Source organism: Mycobacteriales bacterium, assembly GCA_035504215.1.
Lineage (GTDB): Bacteria > Actinomycetota > Actinomycetes > JAFAQI01 > JAFAQI01 > DATAUK01.
This window is the reverse complement of record DATJSI010000050.1, coordinates 105,645-122,317: the sequence shown is the minus strand read 5'-3', so window position 1 is coordinate 122,317 and position 16,673 is coordinate 105,645. Positions and strand designations below refer to the sequence as shown.

Here is a 16,673-nt window from a genome sequence, read left to right as displayed (position 1 = left end):
GGATATCAGGTGGAGACCGCAATCCACCCCGAGGTCGATGTCCGCAGCGTCCTAGCGCGTCTACCGTTGCGGTGTGGAGGAGCAGCCGCACGTCCCGGTGCCGGTGTTACGAGGCCTCGGGGGGCACCTGCCGGGCTGGGCCCGTCCGATCGCGCGGCAGGCGGTGACCGTGATCACCGCGGTGCAGACCTTCAGCGGACTCGGCGGACTGACCGCGTCGCAGCGCGTGCTGGCAGTCGTCCTCGAGCTGCTCGTCGCTGCGAGCTGGACCGTGATCGTCGTACGTCGCTGTGGGGACTGGCTGAACGTCGCGATGCTCGCCGCATCCATCGGCCTCGCCGGGTGGTTGCACGTGTTGACCGGCAACGGCCAGGTCTACGTTCTCGGCTACGCGGCCCTGTTCGTCGGACCGGTCTTCTACACCGCGTGGCAGGCGATCGTTCCCGCCGCCTGCGGCGTGCTCGCCGTTGGTTTGTCCACGGCCCTCGTCGGACAGCGCGACATCCCCGGTGGTTTCGGCAATGCCGTCGGTGCGGCGTTCTTCGGCCTGGCCGCGATGTTCTTCGGGCAGGTCCTCCGCTCCGCCCAGCGCAACGCCGAGCTGGTCGCCGAGCTGCGAGAGAGCCGCGATGCCCAACAGCGCAATGCGGTCATCTCCGAACGCGCGCGGCTCGCGCGCGAGCTGCACGATGTGCTGGCGCACACGCTGTCGAGCCTGTCGCTGCACCTGGAGTCGACGAGGGTCCTCGCTGACGCGCGCGGCGTCGACATCGAGGTCCGCAGCCGGATCGAGCGAGCGGTGGCGCTCGCCCGCGACGGCCTCGAGGAGGCACGCGACGCCGTTGGCACCCTGCGCGACGACGCCTTGCCGGGCCCGGAGCGGATTCGTGACCTGGTCACCGACTTCGAGCGCTCAACCGGTGTCGTCAGTCGGTTCGAGGAGGTCGGGAGCGCTGCGCCGCTCTCGCCCGAAGCGAGTGTCGCGCTGTTCCGCGCAGCTCAGGAGGCACTGACGAATGCCGGCAAGCACGGTCACTCGACCCGGGTCGACGTGCGGCTCGAATGGGACGGCGACCGCGTGACCCTTCGCGTGATCGACGACGGAGGCGGCGGTGACGGAGTGCCCGCGCTGCCGGGCGGCGGCAACGGGTTGCGTGGCATGCGGGAGCGTGCCGAGCTCGCCGGCGGGCGGATGGATGCCGGCCCGACGTCGCGCGGGTTCGCGGTGGAGGTCCGGCTGCCGGTCGCGGTGGCCCGTCCGCGCGAGGTCCCGGCATGAGCGAGGAGTCGGCCATCCGGGTCGTCCTCGCCGACGACCAGACGCTGGTGCGGGAAGGCTTGGCCCTGATGCTCAGCCTGGTCGACGGGATCGACGTCGTCGGCATGGGGGTGGATGGTGAGCAGGCCGTCGCGCTGGTCGAGTCCGAGTCGCCCGACGTTGCGCTGTTGGACCTTCGCATGCCACGAGTCGACGGCGTCGAGGCGACCCGGCGGATCCGGGAGACCGCACCGGCGGTGCAGGTCGTGGTCCTGACGACGTACGCCGATGACGAGTCGGTGTTCGCCGCGCTGCGCGCGGGCGCGCGCGGGTACCTGACCAAGGACGCGAGCTCCGAGGAGATCGAGCGCGCGATCCGTGATGCCGTTGCCGGGCGGACCCGGCTCGACCCCGCCGTGCAGGAGCGGCTGGTCGAGCTGGTCACCACGGGCGCCGCGGCCGGGACCGTTCCGGCCTCCGTGCCACCCGGCGGCCCGCTCACCGAGCGCGAGACAGAAGTGGTCCGGCTGATGGCCGAGGGCCTGACGAACCGGCAGATCGCGGCCCGCCTGTTCGTCACGGAGGCGACGGTCAAGACCCACGTCAACAACGTGTTCGGCAAGCTCGACGTGGGTGATCGAGCGGCCGCCGTCGCGTGGGCGTTCCGGGCCGGGATCGCCACGACCTGACAGCTGCGCGTCGCTCAGATCGGTGTGTTCATTCCCGAGGCGCGCACCAGCCAGGTGAAGCCGCCCAGCCCGGACCGCTCGAGCAGCTCCGCCGCAGCACCGGTGCGCTCCAGGCCGGCGAGGTACGCCGGCGCCTCCCCGGTGTAGTGCGGAAGGTCGGCGCGCACGCCCAGCGCGGTCAGCGCCTCGCGCTGCGTCACGACGCGGTCACCCGGCTCGGTGAGCGAGTCGAACGAGACGTGCGCGGTGAGATCGCGCCCGCGGTCCGGCCGGACCGCCACCTCCCTTCCGGCGCAGTACGCTGTGAGCGACCCGGCCCGGCTCTGCTCGGGATCGGCGGCGTAGTCGATCGCCACCGCGACGCCTCGATCGACGGTGCCGGACAGCGCGCGCCAGACCTCGTCGCGGCTGCGGCCGATCTCGATCCGGTCACCCAAGGACGCTCGAGGTCGCCATCGTTCGATCCATCGGGCGTCGGCGTCGGTCAGCGGTCCGCCGATCCGCTCCGACCCGGACGGATCGACCACCAGCAGCCGTGGACCGCGTTCGGTCACGGTCGCGATGTCGAGCGGCACCACGTCGAGGAGCTCGATGGCGACCAGCAGCCCCACGACGCGGTGCGGCGGCCGGTCCTGCCACGCCACCCGGCCGGGCAGGACGTGCGGACGTGGTGCGACGTCGACGCCGACCAACGACCACCGGCGGGGAGCAGAGCTCGCGAGCCGGCCTAGCAGCTCGCCGCCGCCGGCACCCACGTCGACGATCGTGAAGCCCGCCGGAGAGCCGAGCGCGGCGTCGACCCGGTCGGCGAGCGTTCGGATCGCCTGTGCCCACACCGGGCCGGCATGGCTCGCGGTGCGAAAGTTCCGAGCCGGTGCGTCCGGGCCGAGGTAGAAGCCGCGCTCGCCGTAGAGCGCGTCGGCCATCGCGACGCGCCAATGCGCCGTGCGGTCCGCACTCACGCAGCAGACGCTACGTCGTACCCTCGTGGCGTCCGGTACCCCGGGAGCAACGAGGACTGGAACGACCAGATGCGCATCATCCTTCCGCCTGACCAGCGACCGGCCCGCCTCACCGTCGGCGTGGTCGGCGCCGGCCGGGTCGGTGCCGTGCTCGGCGCGGCTTTGGCCCGGGCGGGTCACCAGGTCGCCGCCGTGGCGGCAGTGTCCGAGGACAGTCGCAAGCGCGCCGAGGAGCTGCTCCCCGGTGCGGACGTCCTGCCGGTCGACGAGGTCGCTGCGATTGCGGAGCTGCTCGTGCTCGCGGTGCCGGATGACGCGCTGCGCGGCCTGGTCGTCGGCTTGGCCAACTCGCGCGTCGTCGGCTCCGGCGCGCTGGTCGTGCACACCAGCGGCGCCCACGGGATCGAGGTGCTCGAACCACTTACCGAGTGGGGTGCGCTGCCGCTTGCGCTGCACCCGGTCATGACGTTCACCGGTACCGATGTCGACCTGCAGCGTCTCGAGAGCACCTGCTTCGGCGTTACCACTACCGAACCGCTTCGCCCGGTCGCCGAGGCGCTGGTGATCGAGATGGGTGCCGAACCGGTATGGATCGCCGAGGACCAGCGGATCGCCTACCACGCCGGTCTGGCCTTCAGTGCGAACAACCTCGTGACCCTCGTCACCGAAGGTAGCGACCTGCTCCGGCGCTCCGGGGTCGACCACCCGCAGCGCATGCTCGGGCCGTTGCTCGGTGCGGCCCTGGACAACGCGCTTCGGCACGGTGACCGCGGGCTCACCGGTCCGGTCGCGCGCGGTGACGCCGGTACGGTCGCCGCCCATCTCTCCGCCATCCGCTCGGCTGCCCCCGAGGCGGTCGCGGCGTACGTCGAGATGTCCCGGCTGACCGCCGCACGGGCGCTCGCCGCCGGGTTGATCAGCACCGCGCAGGCCGGCGAGCTCCTGGATGTCCTGTCCGGCGAGGAGCAGCCGTGAGCGAACCGCTGCTGGTGCGAACCCGCGTCGAGCTCGCGGCGGCCCGCACCCGCATGAACGGGCGAGTCGCGGTGGTCATGACGATGGGGGCGCTGCACCGCGGCCATGTCGAGCTGATCCGTGCGGCGCGTGCCCGGGCCGACCAGGTGCTGGTCACGATCTTCGTCAACCCGCGCCAGTTCGGCGAGGGCGAGGACTTCGACCGATACCCCCGCGACCTGGCGGCCGACCTCGCACTGTGCGCCACCGAAGGCGTCGACGTCGTGTTCGCGCCGACGGTCGACGAGATCTACCCGGCGAACGAGGCGATACCTACCCGGCACGCCGGCCCGCTCGGTGCCCGGCTCGAGGGTGAGTATCGCCCCGGGCACTTCGACGGCGTGCTCACTGTCGTCGACCGGTTGCTCGAGCTGACCGACCCCGACGTCGCGGTGTTCGGTGAGAAGGACGCGCAACAGCTCGAGCTGATCCGGCGAATGGTGAGCGAGCTCGGCCGGCCGGTGGAGCTGGTCGACGTCGCGGTTGTCCGCGAAGGTGACGGGCTGGCCCGGTCGAGCCGCAACGCGTTTCTGACCCCGCCACAACGCACTGCGGCTGCTGCCTTGTTTCGTGCGCTCCGGACCGGCGCCGAGCAGGCCGGCCGTGGCGTGGATGCCGTCATGGCCGCGGCCGGGGAGGTGCTCGCCGGGGTGCCCGAGGTCGCGCTCGACTACCTTGCGTTGGTCGATGACCGGACCTGGCAGGCACCGGACGAAGACACCCGCCGGGCCCGGCTGCTGGTCGCCGCCCGGTTCGGGACGACCCGGTTGATCGACAATGTCACTGTCGATCTCGGGGTCGGCTGCGTGCGTCCCGGGGCGGCGCGCACCGATCCATCGCCCTCGGAAGGAGCCTGAGCCGTGCTGCTCGCCATTGACGTCGGCAACACCAACACCGTCCTCGGCGGGTTCGACGGCGAGCGGCTGATCGAGTCGTGGCGGATCAGAACCGACCCACGAGCGACCGCCGACGAGCTCGCGCTCCTGCTACGGGGGCTACTCGCCGACAGCGACCAGCCCGACGGCATCGCCGCATGCTCGACCGTGCCGGCCGTCCTGCACGAGCTGCGCGGCGTGTTCGCGCGCTATTACCCGGACGTGCCGGCGGTCATCGTCGAGCCCGGGGTCAAGACCGGCGTACCGCTGCTCTACGACAACCCGCGGGAGGTCGGCGCCGACCGGATCGTCAACACCCTCGCTGCCTTTCGTCTCTATGGCGGGCCCGCGATCGTCGTCGACTTCGGTACGTCGACCAACTTCGACGTGGTCAGCGAGAAGGGCGAGTTCCTGGGCGGTGTGGTCGCACCGGGCATCGAGATCTCCATCGACGCCCTCGCCGCTCGCGGGGCACGGCTGTTCAAGGTCGAGCTTGCCCGGCCGCCGGCCGTGATCGGCAAGAGCACGGTCGAGGCGCTGCAGTCCGGCATGATCTACGGCTTCGCCGGCCAGATCGACGGCCTGGTCCGGCGGATCAGCGAGGAGCTGCACGCCGAACCGGTCGTCATCGCCACCGGCGGGCTGGCGTCGCTGGTGATCGACGAGTGCGAGACCGTGACCGAGCACGAACCCGAGCTCACCTTGATCGGCCTGCGCCTGGTGTTCGAGCGCAACCGGTCGTAGCCGGTAGTCGCTAACCTCGATGATCATGACCGAATCCTCGGCACCCGACGAGTTCTCCGAACAGGAGACGGTACGTCGCGCCAAGCTCGAGCGGCTTCGCGCCGCGGGTGTCGATCCGTATCCGGTCGGCGTGCCTCGGACGACCGCGATCGCCGACCTTCGCGAACGTTTCGCCGACCTCGCCGACGACACCGCTACCGGCGAGCGGGTCGCGGTCGCCGGGCGGGTGTTGCTGAAGCGCGATGGCGGCAAGCTGTGCTTCGCGACCGTGCGGGACGGGACCGGCGAGGTGCAGGTAATGCTGTCCCTCGACCGGCTCGGTGCCGAGCGGCTGGCGGACTGGAAGCGCGACATCGACCTCGGTGACCACGTCGGTGTCGAGGGCGAGGTGATCTCCAGCCGGCGCGGTGAGCTGTCCGTCCTCGCCGACTCGTGGGCGTTGGCCAGCAAGGCGTTGCGACCGTTGCCGGCGAAGTGGCACGGCCTCGCCGACTCCGAGGCTCGGATCCGGCAGCGTTACCTGGATCTGATCGCCAACCCGGAGGAGCGCCGGCTGGTGCAGGCGCGGGGCGCGGTTCTGCACTCGTTGCGTGAGACCCTCGGCGCTCGCGGTTTTCTCGAAGTCGAGACCCCGATGCTTCAGGTGCTGCACGGCGGAGCATCCGCGCGGCCGTTCGCGACGCATCTGAACGTCTTCGACCAGCCGCGGTTCCTGCGGATCGCCATCGAGCTCTGGCTCAAGCGGCTGGTCGTGGCCGGCTTCGACCGCGTGTACGAGATCGGTCGCAACTTCCGCAACGAGGGACTGGACGCCACGCACAGTCCCGAGTTCACGATGCTCGAGGCCTATGAGGCGTACGGCGACTACGACACGATGGCCGATCTCACCCGCGCGCTGGTGCTCAACGCGGCGCGCGCCCTCGGCTCGACGGTCGTGCCGCGGGCCGGCGGCGGCGAGCTCGAGCTCGACGTTCCGTGGCGACGGCTGCCGATCTTCACCGCGGTCACCGACGCGGTCGGCGAGTCGGTAACGCCGGACACCACCACGGACGAGCTGCGCAGGGTGGCCGCCGAAAAGGGAGTCGCGCTACGCCCCGAGTGGGACGACGGCGAGATCGTGCTCGAGCTCTACGAACAGCTGGTCGAGCACACCCTGATCGAACCGACGTTCATCTGCGACTACCCGACCTCAGTCCGGCCGTTGGCGCGACCGCACCGGAAGGACCCCAGGCTGGCCGAGGCTTGGGACCTGGTGGTCAACGGGGTCGAGCTGGCGCCGGCGTACTCCGAGCTGGTCGATCCGGTGGAGCAGCGTCGCCGGCTCACCGAGCAGTCGGAAAAGGCCGCCGGCGGTGATCCCGAGGCGATGCAGCTCGACGAGGACTTCCTGCGCGCGCTGGAGTATGGCGCACCGCCGATGGGAGGACTCGGAATGGGTGTGGACCGGTTGATCATGTTGCTGACCGGATTCAATTTCCGACACGTGATCGCGTTCCCGATGGTGCGGCCGGAATAACGCATTCGGGCACATTAGTCCTGGCCTCGGGTAACCATTCTGATTTTGGTGCGCTAGCGTTCGCGATTACGCGCATCCGAAGGAGAATGCAACGATGGCTCAGCGATTTCAGGTCTTGCTGGTCTGTGACCTGCATGGTGATGACACGGCGGGTGTCGAGACGATTCGCTTCGGCGTCGACGGCACCGGCTACGAGATCGACGTTTGCGAGCAGCACGCCGGCAAGTTGCGTGACGCGTTCGCGCCGTACGTCGCTGCCGGTCGGCGGGCCGGCCGTGGCGGTGCGGCGGCACGTGGACGCCGGCGCGGTGCTCGCGGGTCGGCCGGTGTCGATCCGGCGGCGGTTCGCGCATGGGCGCGCGATCACAAGATCAAAGTGAGCGAGCGCGGCCGGATCAGTGCCGACGTGCTCGCGCGGTACACCGCAGCGAAGAAGTGAGCTGACCCGACACAGCGTCGAACAATCCGATTCCGCCAAGGGCTGAACCGGAATGGCCGACCGGCCGATGAGGTTGTAACTCGCGTAGCGGGATCCGGATAGCCGCCGTCCGAGACGGTGCGCCCGGGCTAGCATGCGGGGAGAGGACAAGCGGGTTCCCCCGCGCCGCTTCGGCCGAGGAGCAGGCATGTTTGAACGGTTCACCGATCGCGCACGGCGCGTGGTTGTCCTGGCACAAGAAGAAGCCAGGATGCTCAACCACAACTACATCGGCACCGAGCACATCCTTCTCGGCTTGATCCACGAGGGCGAGGGCGTCGCGGCCAAGGCGCTCGAGTCACTCGGCATTTCCCTCGAAGGCGTGCGTCAGCAGGTCGAAGAGATCATCGGTCAGGGTCAGCAGGCACCGAGTGGTCACATCCCGTTCACGCCGCGCGCCAAGAAGGTCCTTGAGCTCAGCCTGCGCGAAGCATTGCAACTTGGTCACAATTACATCGGCACCGAGCACATCCTGCTCGGCCTGATCCGCGAGGGTGAGGGCGTCGCGGCGCAGGTCCTCGTCAAGCTCGGCGCCGACCTCAACCGGGTCCGTCAACAGGTCATCCAGCTGCTCTCCGGCTACCAGGGCAAGGAGCCGGTCGCGCCGGGCACCGCCGGTGAAGGCACCCCGAGCACGAGCCTGGTGCTCGACCAGTTCGGGCGCAACCTGACCCAGGCCGCGCGCGAAGGCAAGCTCGATCCGGTGATCGGCCGGGAGAAGGAAATCGAGCGGGTCATGCAGGTGCTGTCCCGGCGGACCAAGAACAATCCGGTGCTGATCGGTGAGCCCGGTGTCGGCAAAACGGCCGTCGTGGAAGGCCTCGCGCAGGCAATTGTGAAGGCGGAGGTTCCGGAGAACCTCAAGGACAAGCAGCTCTACACCCTCGATCTCGGCGCACTGGTCGCCGGCAGCCGCTATCGCGGTGATTTCGAAGAGCGGCTGAAGAAGGTGCTGAAAGAGATTCGCACTCGCGGCGACATCATCCTGTTCATCGACGAGATCCACACGCTGGTCGGTGCCGGGGCCGCTGAAGGTGCAATCGACGCCGCCAGCATTCTCAAGCCGATGTTGGCGCGCGGGGAGCTTCAGACGATCGGCGCCACCACGGTGGAGGAGTACCGCAAGTACCTCGAGAAGGACGCGGCACTCGAGCGGCGCTTCCAGCCGATCCAGGTGGGTGAGCCTTCGCTCGCCCACACGATCGAGATCCTCAAGGGCCTTCGGGACCGTTACGAGGCGCACCACCGGGTGTCGATCACGGACGCCGCGTTGGTCGCGGCCGCGACGCTCGCCGACCGCTACATCTCCGACCGGTTCCTTCCCGACAAGGCCATCGACCTGATCGACGAGGCCGGGTCGCGGATGCGGATCCGCCGGATGACCGCACCCCCGGACCTGCGGGAGTTCGACGAGCGGATTGCCGCGGTGCGCCGGGAGAAGGAAAGCGCGATCGACGCGCAGGACTTCGAGAAGGCGGCCTCGCTTCGCGACCGCGAGAAGACGCTGTTGTCGCAGAAGGCCGACCGTGAGCGCGAATGGAAGGCCGGCGACATGGACGTCGTCGCCGAGGTGAGCGACGAGGAGATTGCCGAGGTCCTCGCGACCTGGACCGGCATCCCGGTGTTCAAGCTGACCGAGGAAGAGACCGCCCGGCTGCTCCGTATGGAAGAGGAGCTGCACAAGCGGGTCATCGGCCAGGACCAGGCAGTGAAGGCGGTGTCGCAGGCGATCCGTCGTACCCGCGCCGGCCTGAAGGACCCCAAGCGGCCGGGTGGCTCGTTCATCTTCGCCGGCCCGTCCGGCGTCGGGAAGACCGAGCTGTCGAAGACCCTCGCCGAGTTCCTCTTCGGCGACGAGGACGCGCTGATCCAGCTCGACATGAGCGAGTTCATGGAGAAGCACAGCGTGTCGCGTCTGGTCGGCTCACCTCCCGGCTACGTCGGTTATGAAGAGGGTGGTCAGCTCACCGAGCGGGTGCGGCGCAAGCCGTTCTCGGTGGTGCTCTTCGACGAGGTCGAGAAGGCGCACCCGGACGTGTTCAACACGTTGCTGCAGGTGCTCGAGGACGGCCGGCTTACCGACTCGCAGGGTCGCACCGTCGACTTCAAGAACACCGTGATCATCATGACCACGAACCTCGGCACGCGTGACATCGCCAAAGGGCTGAACCTCGGCTTCTCCGCCGGTGACCACGAGGCGAACAACTACGAGCGCATGCGACTGAAGGTCAACGAGGAGCTCAAGCAGCACTTCAAGCCTGAGTTCCTCAACCGGGTGGACGACACGATCGTGTTCCACCAGCTGAGCGAGGACGACATCGTCACGATCGTCGACCTCATGATCAGCCGGGTGGATGCCGCGATGAAGAACCGCGACATGGCGATCGAGATGACCGCGGACGCGAAGCGGGTGCTCGCCAAGAAGGGCTACGACCCGGTGCTCGGCGCGCGGCCGCTGCGGCGAACCATCCAGCGCGAGATCGAGGACATGCTCTCGGAGAAGATCCTCTACGGCGAGCTGACCGCGGGCCAGATCGTCGTCGTCGATGTCGAAAGCGATGATGACGGAGACCGGTTCGTCTTCCGCGGCGAGGCCAAGCCGGTAGCGCCGGATGCCCTTCCGGTCGAGACGGTGGCGCCGGGCGCGGCCGGCGGCGCGGCTGCCGACGCACCCGCTGCCGAGGGCTAAGCGCCCGACGACTCCCGTCGGTCCGCCGCCTCGATTGCGGCGAGCATGGTTGTGACGTGGTCGCTGAACACCCCGTCGAGGCCGAGGCGCAGCGCGTGGTCGAGTGATGCACGGCGCTGAGCGTCGTAACCGAATGCCCGCATCCCGAGCGCGTGCGCCTCGTCGACGATGGCTCGCGTCCACCACGGCCAACGCGCGTTGACCGCTTCGGCGCCCGCGCGCCGAGCAGCGGCGAAGGCGGCGCGTCGCCGTCGCGAGCGAAGCACGTTGCCGCGGATCGTGACGGCGCGGTGCCCGGCGCCGAGCCCGGTGACGTACGCCGGATCCGGCGTCACGACCCACAGCCGGCTCGTGGCGGCGTACTGCTGCGCGACGCGGACCACTGCTTCGGCGATCTCCGGCGCTTTCACGTCGATCGCGAGATCGAAGTCGACTCCGCACGCGGCGTAAAGCTCGTCGAGCGTCGGGATGTGCCCGGGAAGCTCACTGCGCTCCAGGTCGCGGATCCGCCGTCGATCCGGGTGCGGGCCGAGCCCGTCGTGGTCGAGAACCACCAGCCCGTCGCGGGTGACCCAGGCGTCGGACTCGAGGCCACGCGCTCCCGCTGCCAGCGCCGCCGCGAACGACGCCAGTGTGTTGTCGGGGCCCGGCGCCCCGCCGCGATGGGCGAACCCGTAACGCACGGTCAGGCCGGTAGCCGATAGGCACCGGTGTCGGTGGCCTGCACGAGTCCGTCGGCGAGCAGCCCGGCGAGCGCGCGCTCCCGCTGGACGTCGTCGTCCCACACCGCATCGAGCTCGTTGCGAGCGACGCTCCCTTCGGCGTCGCGGAGTACGGCGAGCAGCCGGCCACGCACCTGCCGGTCGGTGCCGGCGTAGCGCTGGACCGCTCTGCGCCGCTGGGCCGGCGGCCGGCCGGCCTGCCACCACCGACACGAAGCGACCACCGGGCACTCGGTGCACCGCGGCGTGCGGGCCGTGCAGATCAGCGCGCCGAGTTCCATCACGGCTACGGCATGGTGCGCCGCGTCGCCCGGCGGGATCAGCGCTCGTGCACGCCGGAGCTCGGATGCGGTGGGCGCGCTACCGGGCGCATCTGCGGTTGCGTCGAAGACCCTGGCGAGCACGCGCCGGACGTTCGTGTCGAGGACCGCGTGGTGCGCACCGAAGCCGAACGCGGCGACCGCCGCCGCGGTGTAGGTCCCGACGCCGGGCAGCGCCAGCAGGTCGTCGTACGCCGAAGGCACGCTTCCGCCATGCTGCTCGACGATTGCGACCGCCGCCGCGTGCAGGCGGAGCGCGCGGCGCGGGTAGCCGAGGCGTCCCCACGCGCGTACCGCCTCGCCCGGCGAGTCGGCGGCGAGTGCGGCGGGCGTCGGCCAGCGCGCCATCCACTCGCCCCACGCGGGCAGGACGCGGGATACCGGCGTCTGCTGAAGCATGATCTCGCTGACCAGAACGCCCCACGGGCTGCGATGCGGCCCGCGCCACGGCAGGTCGCGCGCGTTGGCGTCGTACCACTGACCAACCGCTGCGGCGAATGACACGTCATTCATGACGGTCGGTGAGTCTGTCACGCCAAGGCAAAGGAATCTGCCCGTGGGACCTACGATCAGCCACGTGAGCACCGTGTTGCGGCCGGTGGGACCGAACGCGCCGTGGGTGTACTGGATCCGGCGGATCGTGCTTCTCGCGGTGATCGTGCTCGTCGTCGTTCTGATCGTCGCGCTGTTGCCGAGCGGCGGCTCGCCCAAGCCGGCCGCGTCTCACCATCACAACTCGCCCGGCCCGTCGCAGACGCCGACCACGACCGCACTCGCACTGTGCGACCCGAGCGTGGTCACGCTCGCACTCGGCACGGACAGCGACACCTACCACGCCGGTGACTCCCCGAAGCTGTCCGGCGTGTTCAGCAACCCGTCGACGACCGCGTGCAAGATCGTCGCCAGCCCGGCGAAGCAGGTATGGCGGGTCATGTCGGGGACGGACCTGATCTGGACCACGAAGGGCTGCGCGAGCGCGGTCACGGGGCGCACGATCAAGCTCGAACCGGGAGCCACGAAGACGATCTCGATCGTCTGGGACGGCCGGCGGATCGATCCTGGTTGCACGGCGGGCGCGACCGCGCTGCCCGGCGAGTATGTCCTGCACGCGAAGATTGCCGGAATCACCGGCAAGATCGCCGTCTTCCACGTGACCTCATAGCGTGCATCGGTGCCGAACCGGACGAATCCGGCGCCAGGCGTGCTCAAGCACCTTCGGTCCTGCGACGACACCACAGGAGTGAGCGCGCAGCCGGAGAGCCCTGCTCCGGTCACGGTCGTCGTCGTCGACGACTCGGAGACCCAGCGCCGCTTCATCCGCACGGCGCTGGAAGCCGATCCCCTGCTCGAGCTGGTCGGCGAGGCCCGCACCGGCCGCGATGCGGTAGCGCTGGTCGAGCGGCTGCGACCCTCCGCGGTGCTGATGGACCTGCACCTGCCAGTGATGGACGGCATCCAGGCGATCGAGCGGATCATGGCGACCCGGCCGACACCGATCGTCGTGTACTCGTCGTTCGTCGACGGCGTCGACCGCGACAACGCGGCATCGGCGTACTCGGCGGGCGCGGTCGACGTGATCGCGAAACCCGGGCCGCACGACAGCGACCGGCTCGAGTCCTACGCCGAAGCGCTCTGCCGGCGGCTCAAGATCGCCGGGCGGGTCCGGGTCATCACGCATCCACGGGGTCGGCTCGGGATGTCGGGGTCGGCGTTGACCACGCTTCGTCTCAACCCGGCCGCGGACGGCACTGGTGCCGGGCACGGCTCGGGGCGGGCGCCGGCGCGATCCGCGCGACCGCGCAAGCCGGCGGTCGACCCAGCGGAGCTGCGCGCGGTCAAGGTGCTGGCGGTCGGTGCGTCGACCGGCGGCCCGCAGGCACTCGCCACCCTGCTGTCGGGGCTGTCCCGCGACACAGCGGCCGCGATCGTGGTGGTCCAGCACATGGCCGACGGCTTCATGGAGGGGCTGGCCAGCTGGCTCGACGACATCTGCCCGCTGCCGGTGGTCCTCGGTGAGCATGGCAAGCGGATGAGCCCAGGAACCATCACGCTCGCCCCGAGCGGGCGCAACCTCGTCGTCCACGATCGCCTACGGATCACGACGCACGAACCCGAACCCGGGCAGTATCACGTGCCCGGGATCGACGTGACCTTCTCCTCGGTCGCCCAGGCATACGGCGCCGCGTCTGTGGGCGTGCTGCTCACCGGGATGGGGCGTGACGGTGCCCGTGGTCTGAAGCGGATGCGCGACCATGGCGCGCTGACCCTCGTCCAGGACGAGTCCACGAGCGCGGTGTACGGGATGCCGGCCGCGGCCATGTCAGCGGGCGCCGTCGACCTGCAACTGCCGCTGCCGGAGATCTGCTCGGCGGTGTACCGACTGCTCGAGACCGGCGAGCTCGAGTCGGCGGAGGGCTCGGCATGAGCCGCCCGGCGCTCACCGACGAGCAGTTCGCCTCGATCGCGAGCCTGCTCCACGACGCCGCCGGGCTGACCTTCGACGAGTCCCGGCGCGACTCCCTGACCTTCTCGGTCGCCGAGCGCATGGCGGCGACCGGGTGCGCGGATGTCGCGGCGTACCTCGCGCTGTTGATCAGCTCCGGCGGGGCGCAGGAACGCCAGGCGCTGCTGGACGAGGTCACGATCCCGGAGACCCACTTCTTCAGGAACCCGCCACAGGTGCGAGCACTGCGCACCTACGTCCTGCCCGAGCTGCTCCGGCAGGCGGCCGCGGGGCGCCGGCTGCGGATCTGGAGCGCGGGCTGCTCGACCGGTGAAGAGGCCTACACGATCGCGATCATGATCCGCGAGCTGCTGCCGGCCGGCGCCGACTGGGACGTGAAGGTCATCGCCACGGACGTCTCCACGCGGGCGCTCGCGACGGCCAGCACCGCGCACTACAACGAGCGCTCGTTCGTCATGACCGACCCGCTCGACCTGGCCCGCTGGTTCGTCCTCGACACGGTGCAGGGCTCGTGGGTCGTGCGCGACGAGGTGCGGGAGCTCGTGGAGTTCAAGCACCACAACCTGGTCACCGACCAGCCGCAGCTCGACCTCGACCAGGTCGATCTCATCCTCTGCCGCAACGTGACCATCTACTTCGACCGCGAGACCACTCGTCGCCTGATGAAGCGGCTGCACGACCGGCTGCGCGACGGCGGCTACCTGTTCCTCGGGCACGCCGAGACCCTTTGGCAGATCAGCGACGACTTCTCGCTGGTGTCGCTCGGCGACGCGTTCGTGTACCGGCGGCTCGAGACGGCGCCCGATGGCGAGCGGCGGCGCTGGGTGTTGCGCGACCGGCGCACCGAGGACGAGCTGCGGCCGACCCGGACCGATCGCCGCCGCGCTACCCCCGATCGTCGAGGCGGGGCCGCAGAGGATTCGCGCGCGCCCGACGCAAGCGCTGCCCTCGAGCCGCCCGCTCCGACCCGGGACCCGCTGGACGCGGTCCGCGGGGCGATTGCCCAGGGCCGGTACGCCGAGGCGGCCGACCTCGCCGAAGAGGTCGTCAGCGCCACACCGCTGTGGGCACAGGCGTACTACCTGCACGGGGTCGCACTAACCAATCTCGGTCGCGATGCCGATGCTTTGGTCGTGCTGCGCAAAGCCGTGTATCTCGACGCGGAGCACGGGTTCGCCCACTTCATGCTCGGCGGCGCGCTCGAGCGCCTCGACGAGCCGGTCGCGGCGTCACGGTCGTATCGCGCGGCGGCACGAACCCTCGGGCGGCGCCCGGTCGACGGCGTCGCTGGCGAGCTGGGTGGCCGCAGCGTCGCCGAGCTCGCGGCGCTGTGCGAGGACCTGGCCGAGCGGGCCGAGCAGGCGTCACGAGCTCAGGAGCGGTCGTCGTGACGCCCGGCTACGTGCTGTTCCGGGTGGGCGAGCGAAGCTTCGCGTTCTCGCTGTCCGAGACCCGCGAGATCGTGCGGCTCACCGGCATCGAACGGCTGCCGGGGACCCGACCGCCACTCGTCGGCGTGATCATGCTGCGGGGAACCCCGCTGCCGGTGCTCGACCTGCGCGGTGCGAACGCCGCCGACGACCACGGCGACGTGCTCGTCATGGAGGTCAACGGTGACCTGGTCGGCATCGCCGTCGACGCGGTTCTCGCCGTTCTCGCCGCGAAGGACCTGCCCGAGGCCGACGAGGCCCCCGCCAAGGCGCTTCCGTCGTACGTCATCGGTCTGCGACGAAGTGCGAGCGGTCCGGTCCTGCTGGTCGATCTGCAGCGGATGCTGGACATCGTCGCCGAAGGGTGGAGCGACTCGCTTCCCGGTTCGGGCTCGATCCTCGCGTCCTGAGACAGGGTCAGACGTAGCGCTCGAGGATCGACGACTCGGCCAGGCGCGACAAGCCCTCCCGCACCGATCGGGCCCGGCTGTCACCGACGCCCTCGACCAGCTGCAGGTCGTCGATCGACGCGGCGAGCAGCTTCTGCAGGCCGCCGAAGTGGTCGACCAGGCGGTCCACCACCGCGCTGGGCAGCCGCGGAACCCGGGCCAGCAGGCGGTAGCCGCGTGGGGACACCGCATTGTCGAGCACGTCCGGGCTGGTGCCCAGGCCGCAGACCCGCGCGATCACCGCAGGATCCAGCAGGTCGGTCGAGGACAGGTTGTCGAGCTCCGAACGGACATCGACGACTGTCCGCGGCTTGCGGCCGTGCTGTGTCGGCAGATAGTCGCGGATGATCAGGTCGCGCTCGAGCGGTACGCCGGCCATCAGCTCGTCGAGCTGGAGCGCCAGCAGCCGGCCATCGGTGCCGAGCTCGACGACGTACCCGTCGATCTCGGAGGCGATGCGGAGCACCATCTCCAGCCGCTGGGTGACGGCGACCGCGTCGCGTATGGTCACGAGGTCCTCGATCTCGAGCGCCGACAGCGTGCCGTTGACCTCGTCGAGGCGCATCTTGTACCGCTCGAGCGTGGCGAGCGCCTGGTTGGCGCGGGACAGGATCGCTGCGGAGTTGTCGAGCACGTAGCGGCGGCTGTCGAGGTAGAGCGCGATGATGCGCATCGACTGGCTCACGCTGATGACCGGATAGCCGGTCTGCTTCGCCACCCGTTCCGCCGTACGGTGCCGGGTGCCCGACTCGTCGGTCGGGATGGTCGGATCCGGCACCAGATGCGTCGCCGCCCATACGATCCGGCTGAGCGAGTCGTCGAGGACGATCGCGCCGTCCATCTTTGCCAGCTCGCGAAGCCGCGTCGATGACAGCTCGACGTCGAGCGGGAATCCGCCGGTGCACAACGACTCGACCGTCTTGTCGTAGCCGAGAACGATCAGGGCACCGGTGTGGCCGCGAAGGATCCGCTCGAGACCGTCGCGGAGCTGGGTGCCCGGCGCGACCCTGGCGAGAGTCGCGCGCAGCTGTTCACCGTCGGGTCGCTCGGAGGTTGCCACCGG

Annotated in this window: 16 protein-coding genes; 12 read left to right on the top strand and 4 right to left on the bottom strand. The window is 70.0% G+C overall.

Annotated features, from left to right (window positions below):
- The first annotated feature begins 73 nt into the window (after positions 1–73).
- Together VME70_06560 and VME70_06555 are read left to right on the top strand one after the other, a co-directional pair.
- Positions 74–1,279: a histidine kinase gene (locus VME70_06560; GenBank protein HTW19854.1), complete on the top strand. Its 1,206-nt coding sequence runs from the start codon at positions 74–76 to the stop codon at positions 1,277–1,279.
- A complete protein-coding gene (locus VME70_06555) occupies positions 1,276–1,947 on the top strand; it encodes a response regulator transcription factor (GenBank protein HTW19853.1) in 672 nt (223 codons plus the stop codon). The genes VME70_06560 and VME70_06555 overlap by 4 nt, the downstream gene beginning before the upstream one ends.
- Positions 1,948–1,961: 14 nt before the next feature.
- Here VME70_06555 and VME70_06550 read toward each other — a convergent pair whose 3' ends face one another.
- Complete coding sequence (locus VME70_06550; GenBank protein HTW19852.1) at positions 1,962–2,909, bottom strand: SAM-dependent methyltransferase; 948 nt, start codon at positions 2,907–2,909, stop codon at positions 1,962–1,964.
- Positions 2,910–2,978: 69 nt separating this feature from the next.
- Here VME70_06550 and VME70_06545 point away from each other — a divergent pair, with 69 nt between their 5' ends.
- The 6 genes from VME70_06545 to VME70_06520 all read left to right on the top strand — a co-directional run bounded on the left by VME70_06545 (position 2,979) and on the right by VME70_06520 (position 10,225).
- Positions 2,979–3,884 (top strand): DUF2520 domain-containing protein, encoded by a 906-nt coding sequence (locus VME70_06545; protein ID HTW19851.1) that lies wholly within the window; start codon positions 2,979–2,981, stop codon positions 3,882–3,884.
- Positions 3,881–4,780 carry a pantoate--beta-alanine ligase gene (gene panC, locus VME70_06540; GenBank protein ID HTW19850.1) on the top strand — a complete coding sequence of 300 codons (900 nt, stop codon included), beginning with the start codon at positions 3,881–3,883 and terminating at the stop codon, positions 4,778–4,780. Before VME70_06545 ends, panC begins: the two co-directional genes overlap by 4 nt.
- Before the next feature lie 3 nt (positions 4,781–4,783).
- A complete protein-coding gene (locus VME70_06535; GenBank protein ID HTW19849.1) occupies positions 4,784–5,542 on the top strand; it encodes a type III pantothenate kinase in 759 nt (252 codons plus the stop codon).
- 25 nt (positions 5,543–5,567) lie between these two features.
- Positions 5,568–7,058, top strand: coding sequence for a lysine--tRNA ligase (gene lysS, locus VME70_06530; protein HTW19848.1), 1,491 nt, complete (start codon positions 5,568–5,570; stop codon positions 7,056–7,058).
- A gap of 94 nt (positions 7,059–7,152) precedes the next feature.
- Positions 7,153–7,497 (top strand): Lsr2 family protein, encoded by a 345-nt coding sequence (locus VME70_06525; GenBank protein ID HTW19847.1) that lies wholly within the window; start codon positions 7,153–7,155, stop codon positions 7,495–7,497.
- Between the two features lie 187 nt (positions 7,498–7,684).
- Positions 7,685–10,225, top strand: coding sequence for an ATP-dependent Clp protease ATP-binding subunit (locus tag VME70_06520; protein ID HTW19846.1), 2,541 nt, complete (start codon positions 7,685–7,687; stop codon positions 10,223–10,225).
- Here the strand turns inward: VME70_06520 and VME70_06515 are convergent.
- Complete coding sequence (locus tag VME70_06515) at positions 10,222–10,908, bottom strand: glycerophosphodiester phosphodiesterase (protein HTW19845.1); 687 nt, start codon at positions 10,906–10,908, stop codon at positions 10,222–10,224. The two genes, VME70_06520 and VME70_06515, sit on opposite strands and share 4 nt — an antisense overlap.
- Positions 10,909–10,910: 2 nt before the next feature.
- Positions 10,911–11,780, bottom strand: a complete 870-nt coding sequence (locus tag VME70_06510; GenBank protein ID HTW19844.1) for an A/G-specific adenine glycosylase — start codon at positions 11,778–11,780, stop codon at positions 10,911–10,913.
- Between the two features lie 64 nt (positions 11,781–11,844).
- Here VME70_06510 and VME70_06505 point away from each other — a divergent pair, with 64 nt between their 5' ends.
- The 4 genes from VME70_06505 to VME70_06490 are packed head-to-tail and all read left to right on the top strand — an operon-like array spanning position 11,845 to position 15,571.
- A complete protein-coding gene (locus VME70_06505) occupies positions 11,845–12,429 on the top strand; it encodes a hypothetical protein (protein ID HTW19843.1) in 585 nt (194 codons plus the stop codon).
- Between the two features lie 9 nt (positions 12,430–12,438).
- Positions 12,439–13,692, top strand: coding sequence for a chemotaxis-specific protein-glutamate methyltransferase CheB (gene cheB, locus VME70_06500; protein ID HTW19842.1), 1,254 nt, complete (start codon positions 12,439–12,441; stop codon positions 13,690–13,692).
- Positions 13,689–15,122, top strand: a complete 1,434-nt coding sequence (locus VME70_06495) for a CheR family methyltransferase (GenBank protein HTW19841.1) — start codon at positions 13,689–13,691, stop codon at positions 15,120–15,122. Before cheB ends, VME70_06495 begins: the two co-directional genes overlap by 4 nt.
- Complete coding sequence (locus VME70_06490; GenBank protein HTW19840.1) at positions 15,119–15,571, top strand: chemotaxis protein CheW; 453 nt, start codon at positions 15,119–15,121, stop codon at positions 15,569–15,571. Before VME70_06495 ends, VME70_06490 begins: the two co-directional genes overlap by 4 nt.
- Before the next feature lie 7 nt (positions 15,572–15,578).
- Here the strand turns inward: VME70_06490 and disA are convergent, their stop codons facing one another.
- On the bottom strand, positions 15,579–16,670 hold the full coding sequence (disA, locus tag VME70_06485) for a DNA integrity scanning diadenylate cyclase DisA (GenBank protein ID HTW19839.1): 1,092 nt from the start codon (positions 16,668–16,670) through the stop codon (positions 15,579–15,581).
- Between the last annotated feature and the right edge of the window lie 3 nt (positions 16,671–16,673).

Bases quoted from the DNA above. Each gene is read 5' to 3' on its own strand.
- VME70_06495 (HTW19841.1), top strand. From the start codon at position 13,689: ATGAGCCGCCCGGCGCTCACCGACGAGCAGTTCGCCTCGATCGCGAGC.
- VME70_06555 (HTW19853.1), top strand. From the start codon at position 1,276: ATGAGCGAGGAGTCGGCCATCCGGGTCGTCCTCGCCGACGACCAGACG.
- lysS (HTW19848.1), top strand. From the start codon at position 5,568: ATGACCGAATCCTCGGCACCCGACGAGTTCTCCGAACAGGAGACGGTA.
- VME70_06545 (HTW19851.1), top strand. From the start codon at position 2,979: ATGCGCATCATCCTTCCGCCTGACCAGCGACCGGCCCGCCTCACCGTC.
- VME70_06520 (HTW19846.1), top strand. From the start codon at position 7,685: ATGTTTGAACGGTTCACCGATCGCGCACGGCGCGTGGTTGTCCTGGCA.
- VME70_06510 (HTW19844.1), bottom strand. From the start codon at position 11,780: ATGAATGACGTGTCATTCGCCGCAGCGGTTGGTCAGTGGTACGACGCC.
- VME70_06525 (HTW19847.1), top strand. From the start codon at position 7,153: ATGGCTCAGCGATTTCAGGTCTTGCTGGTCTGTGACCTGCATGGTGAT.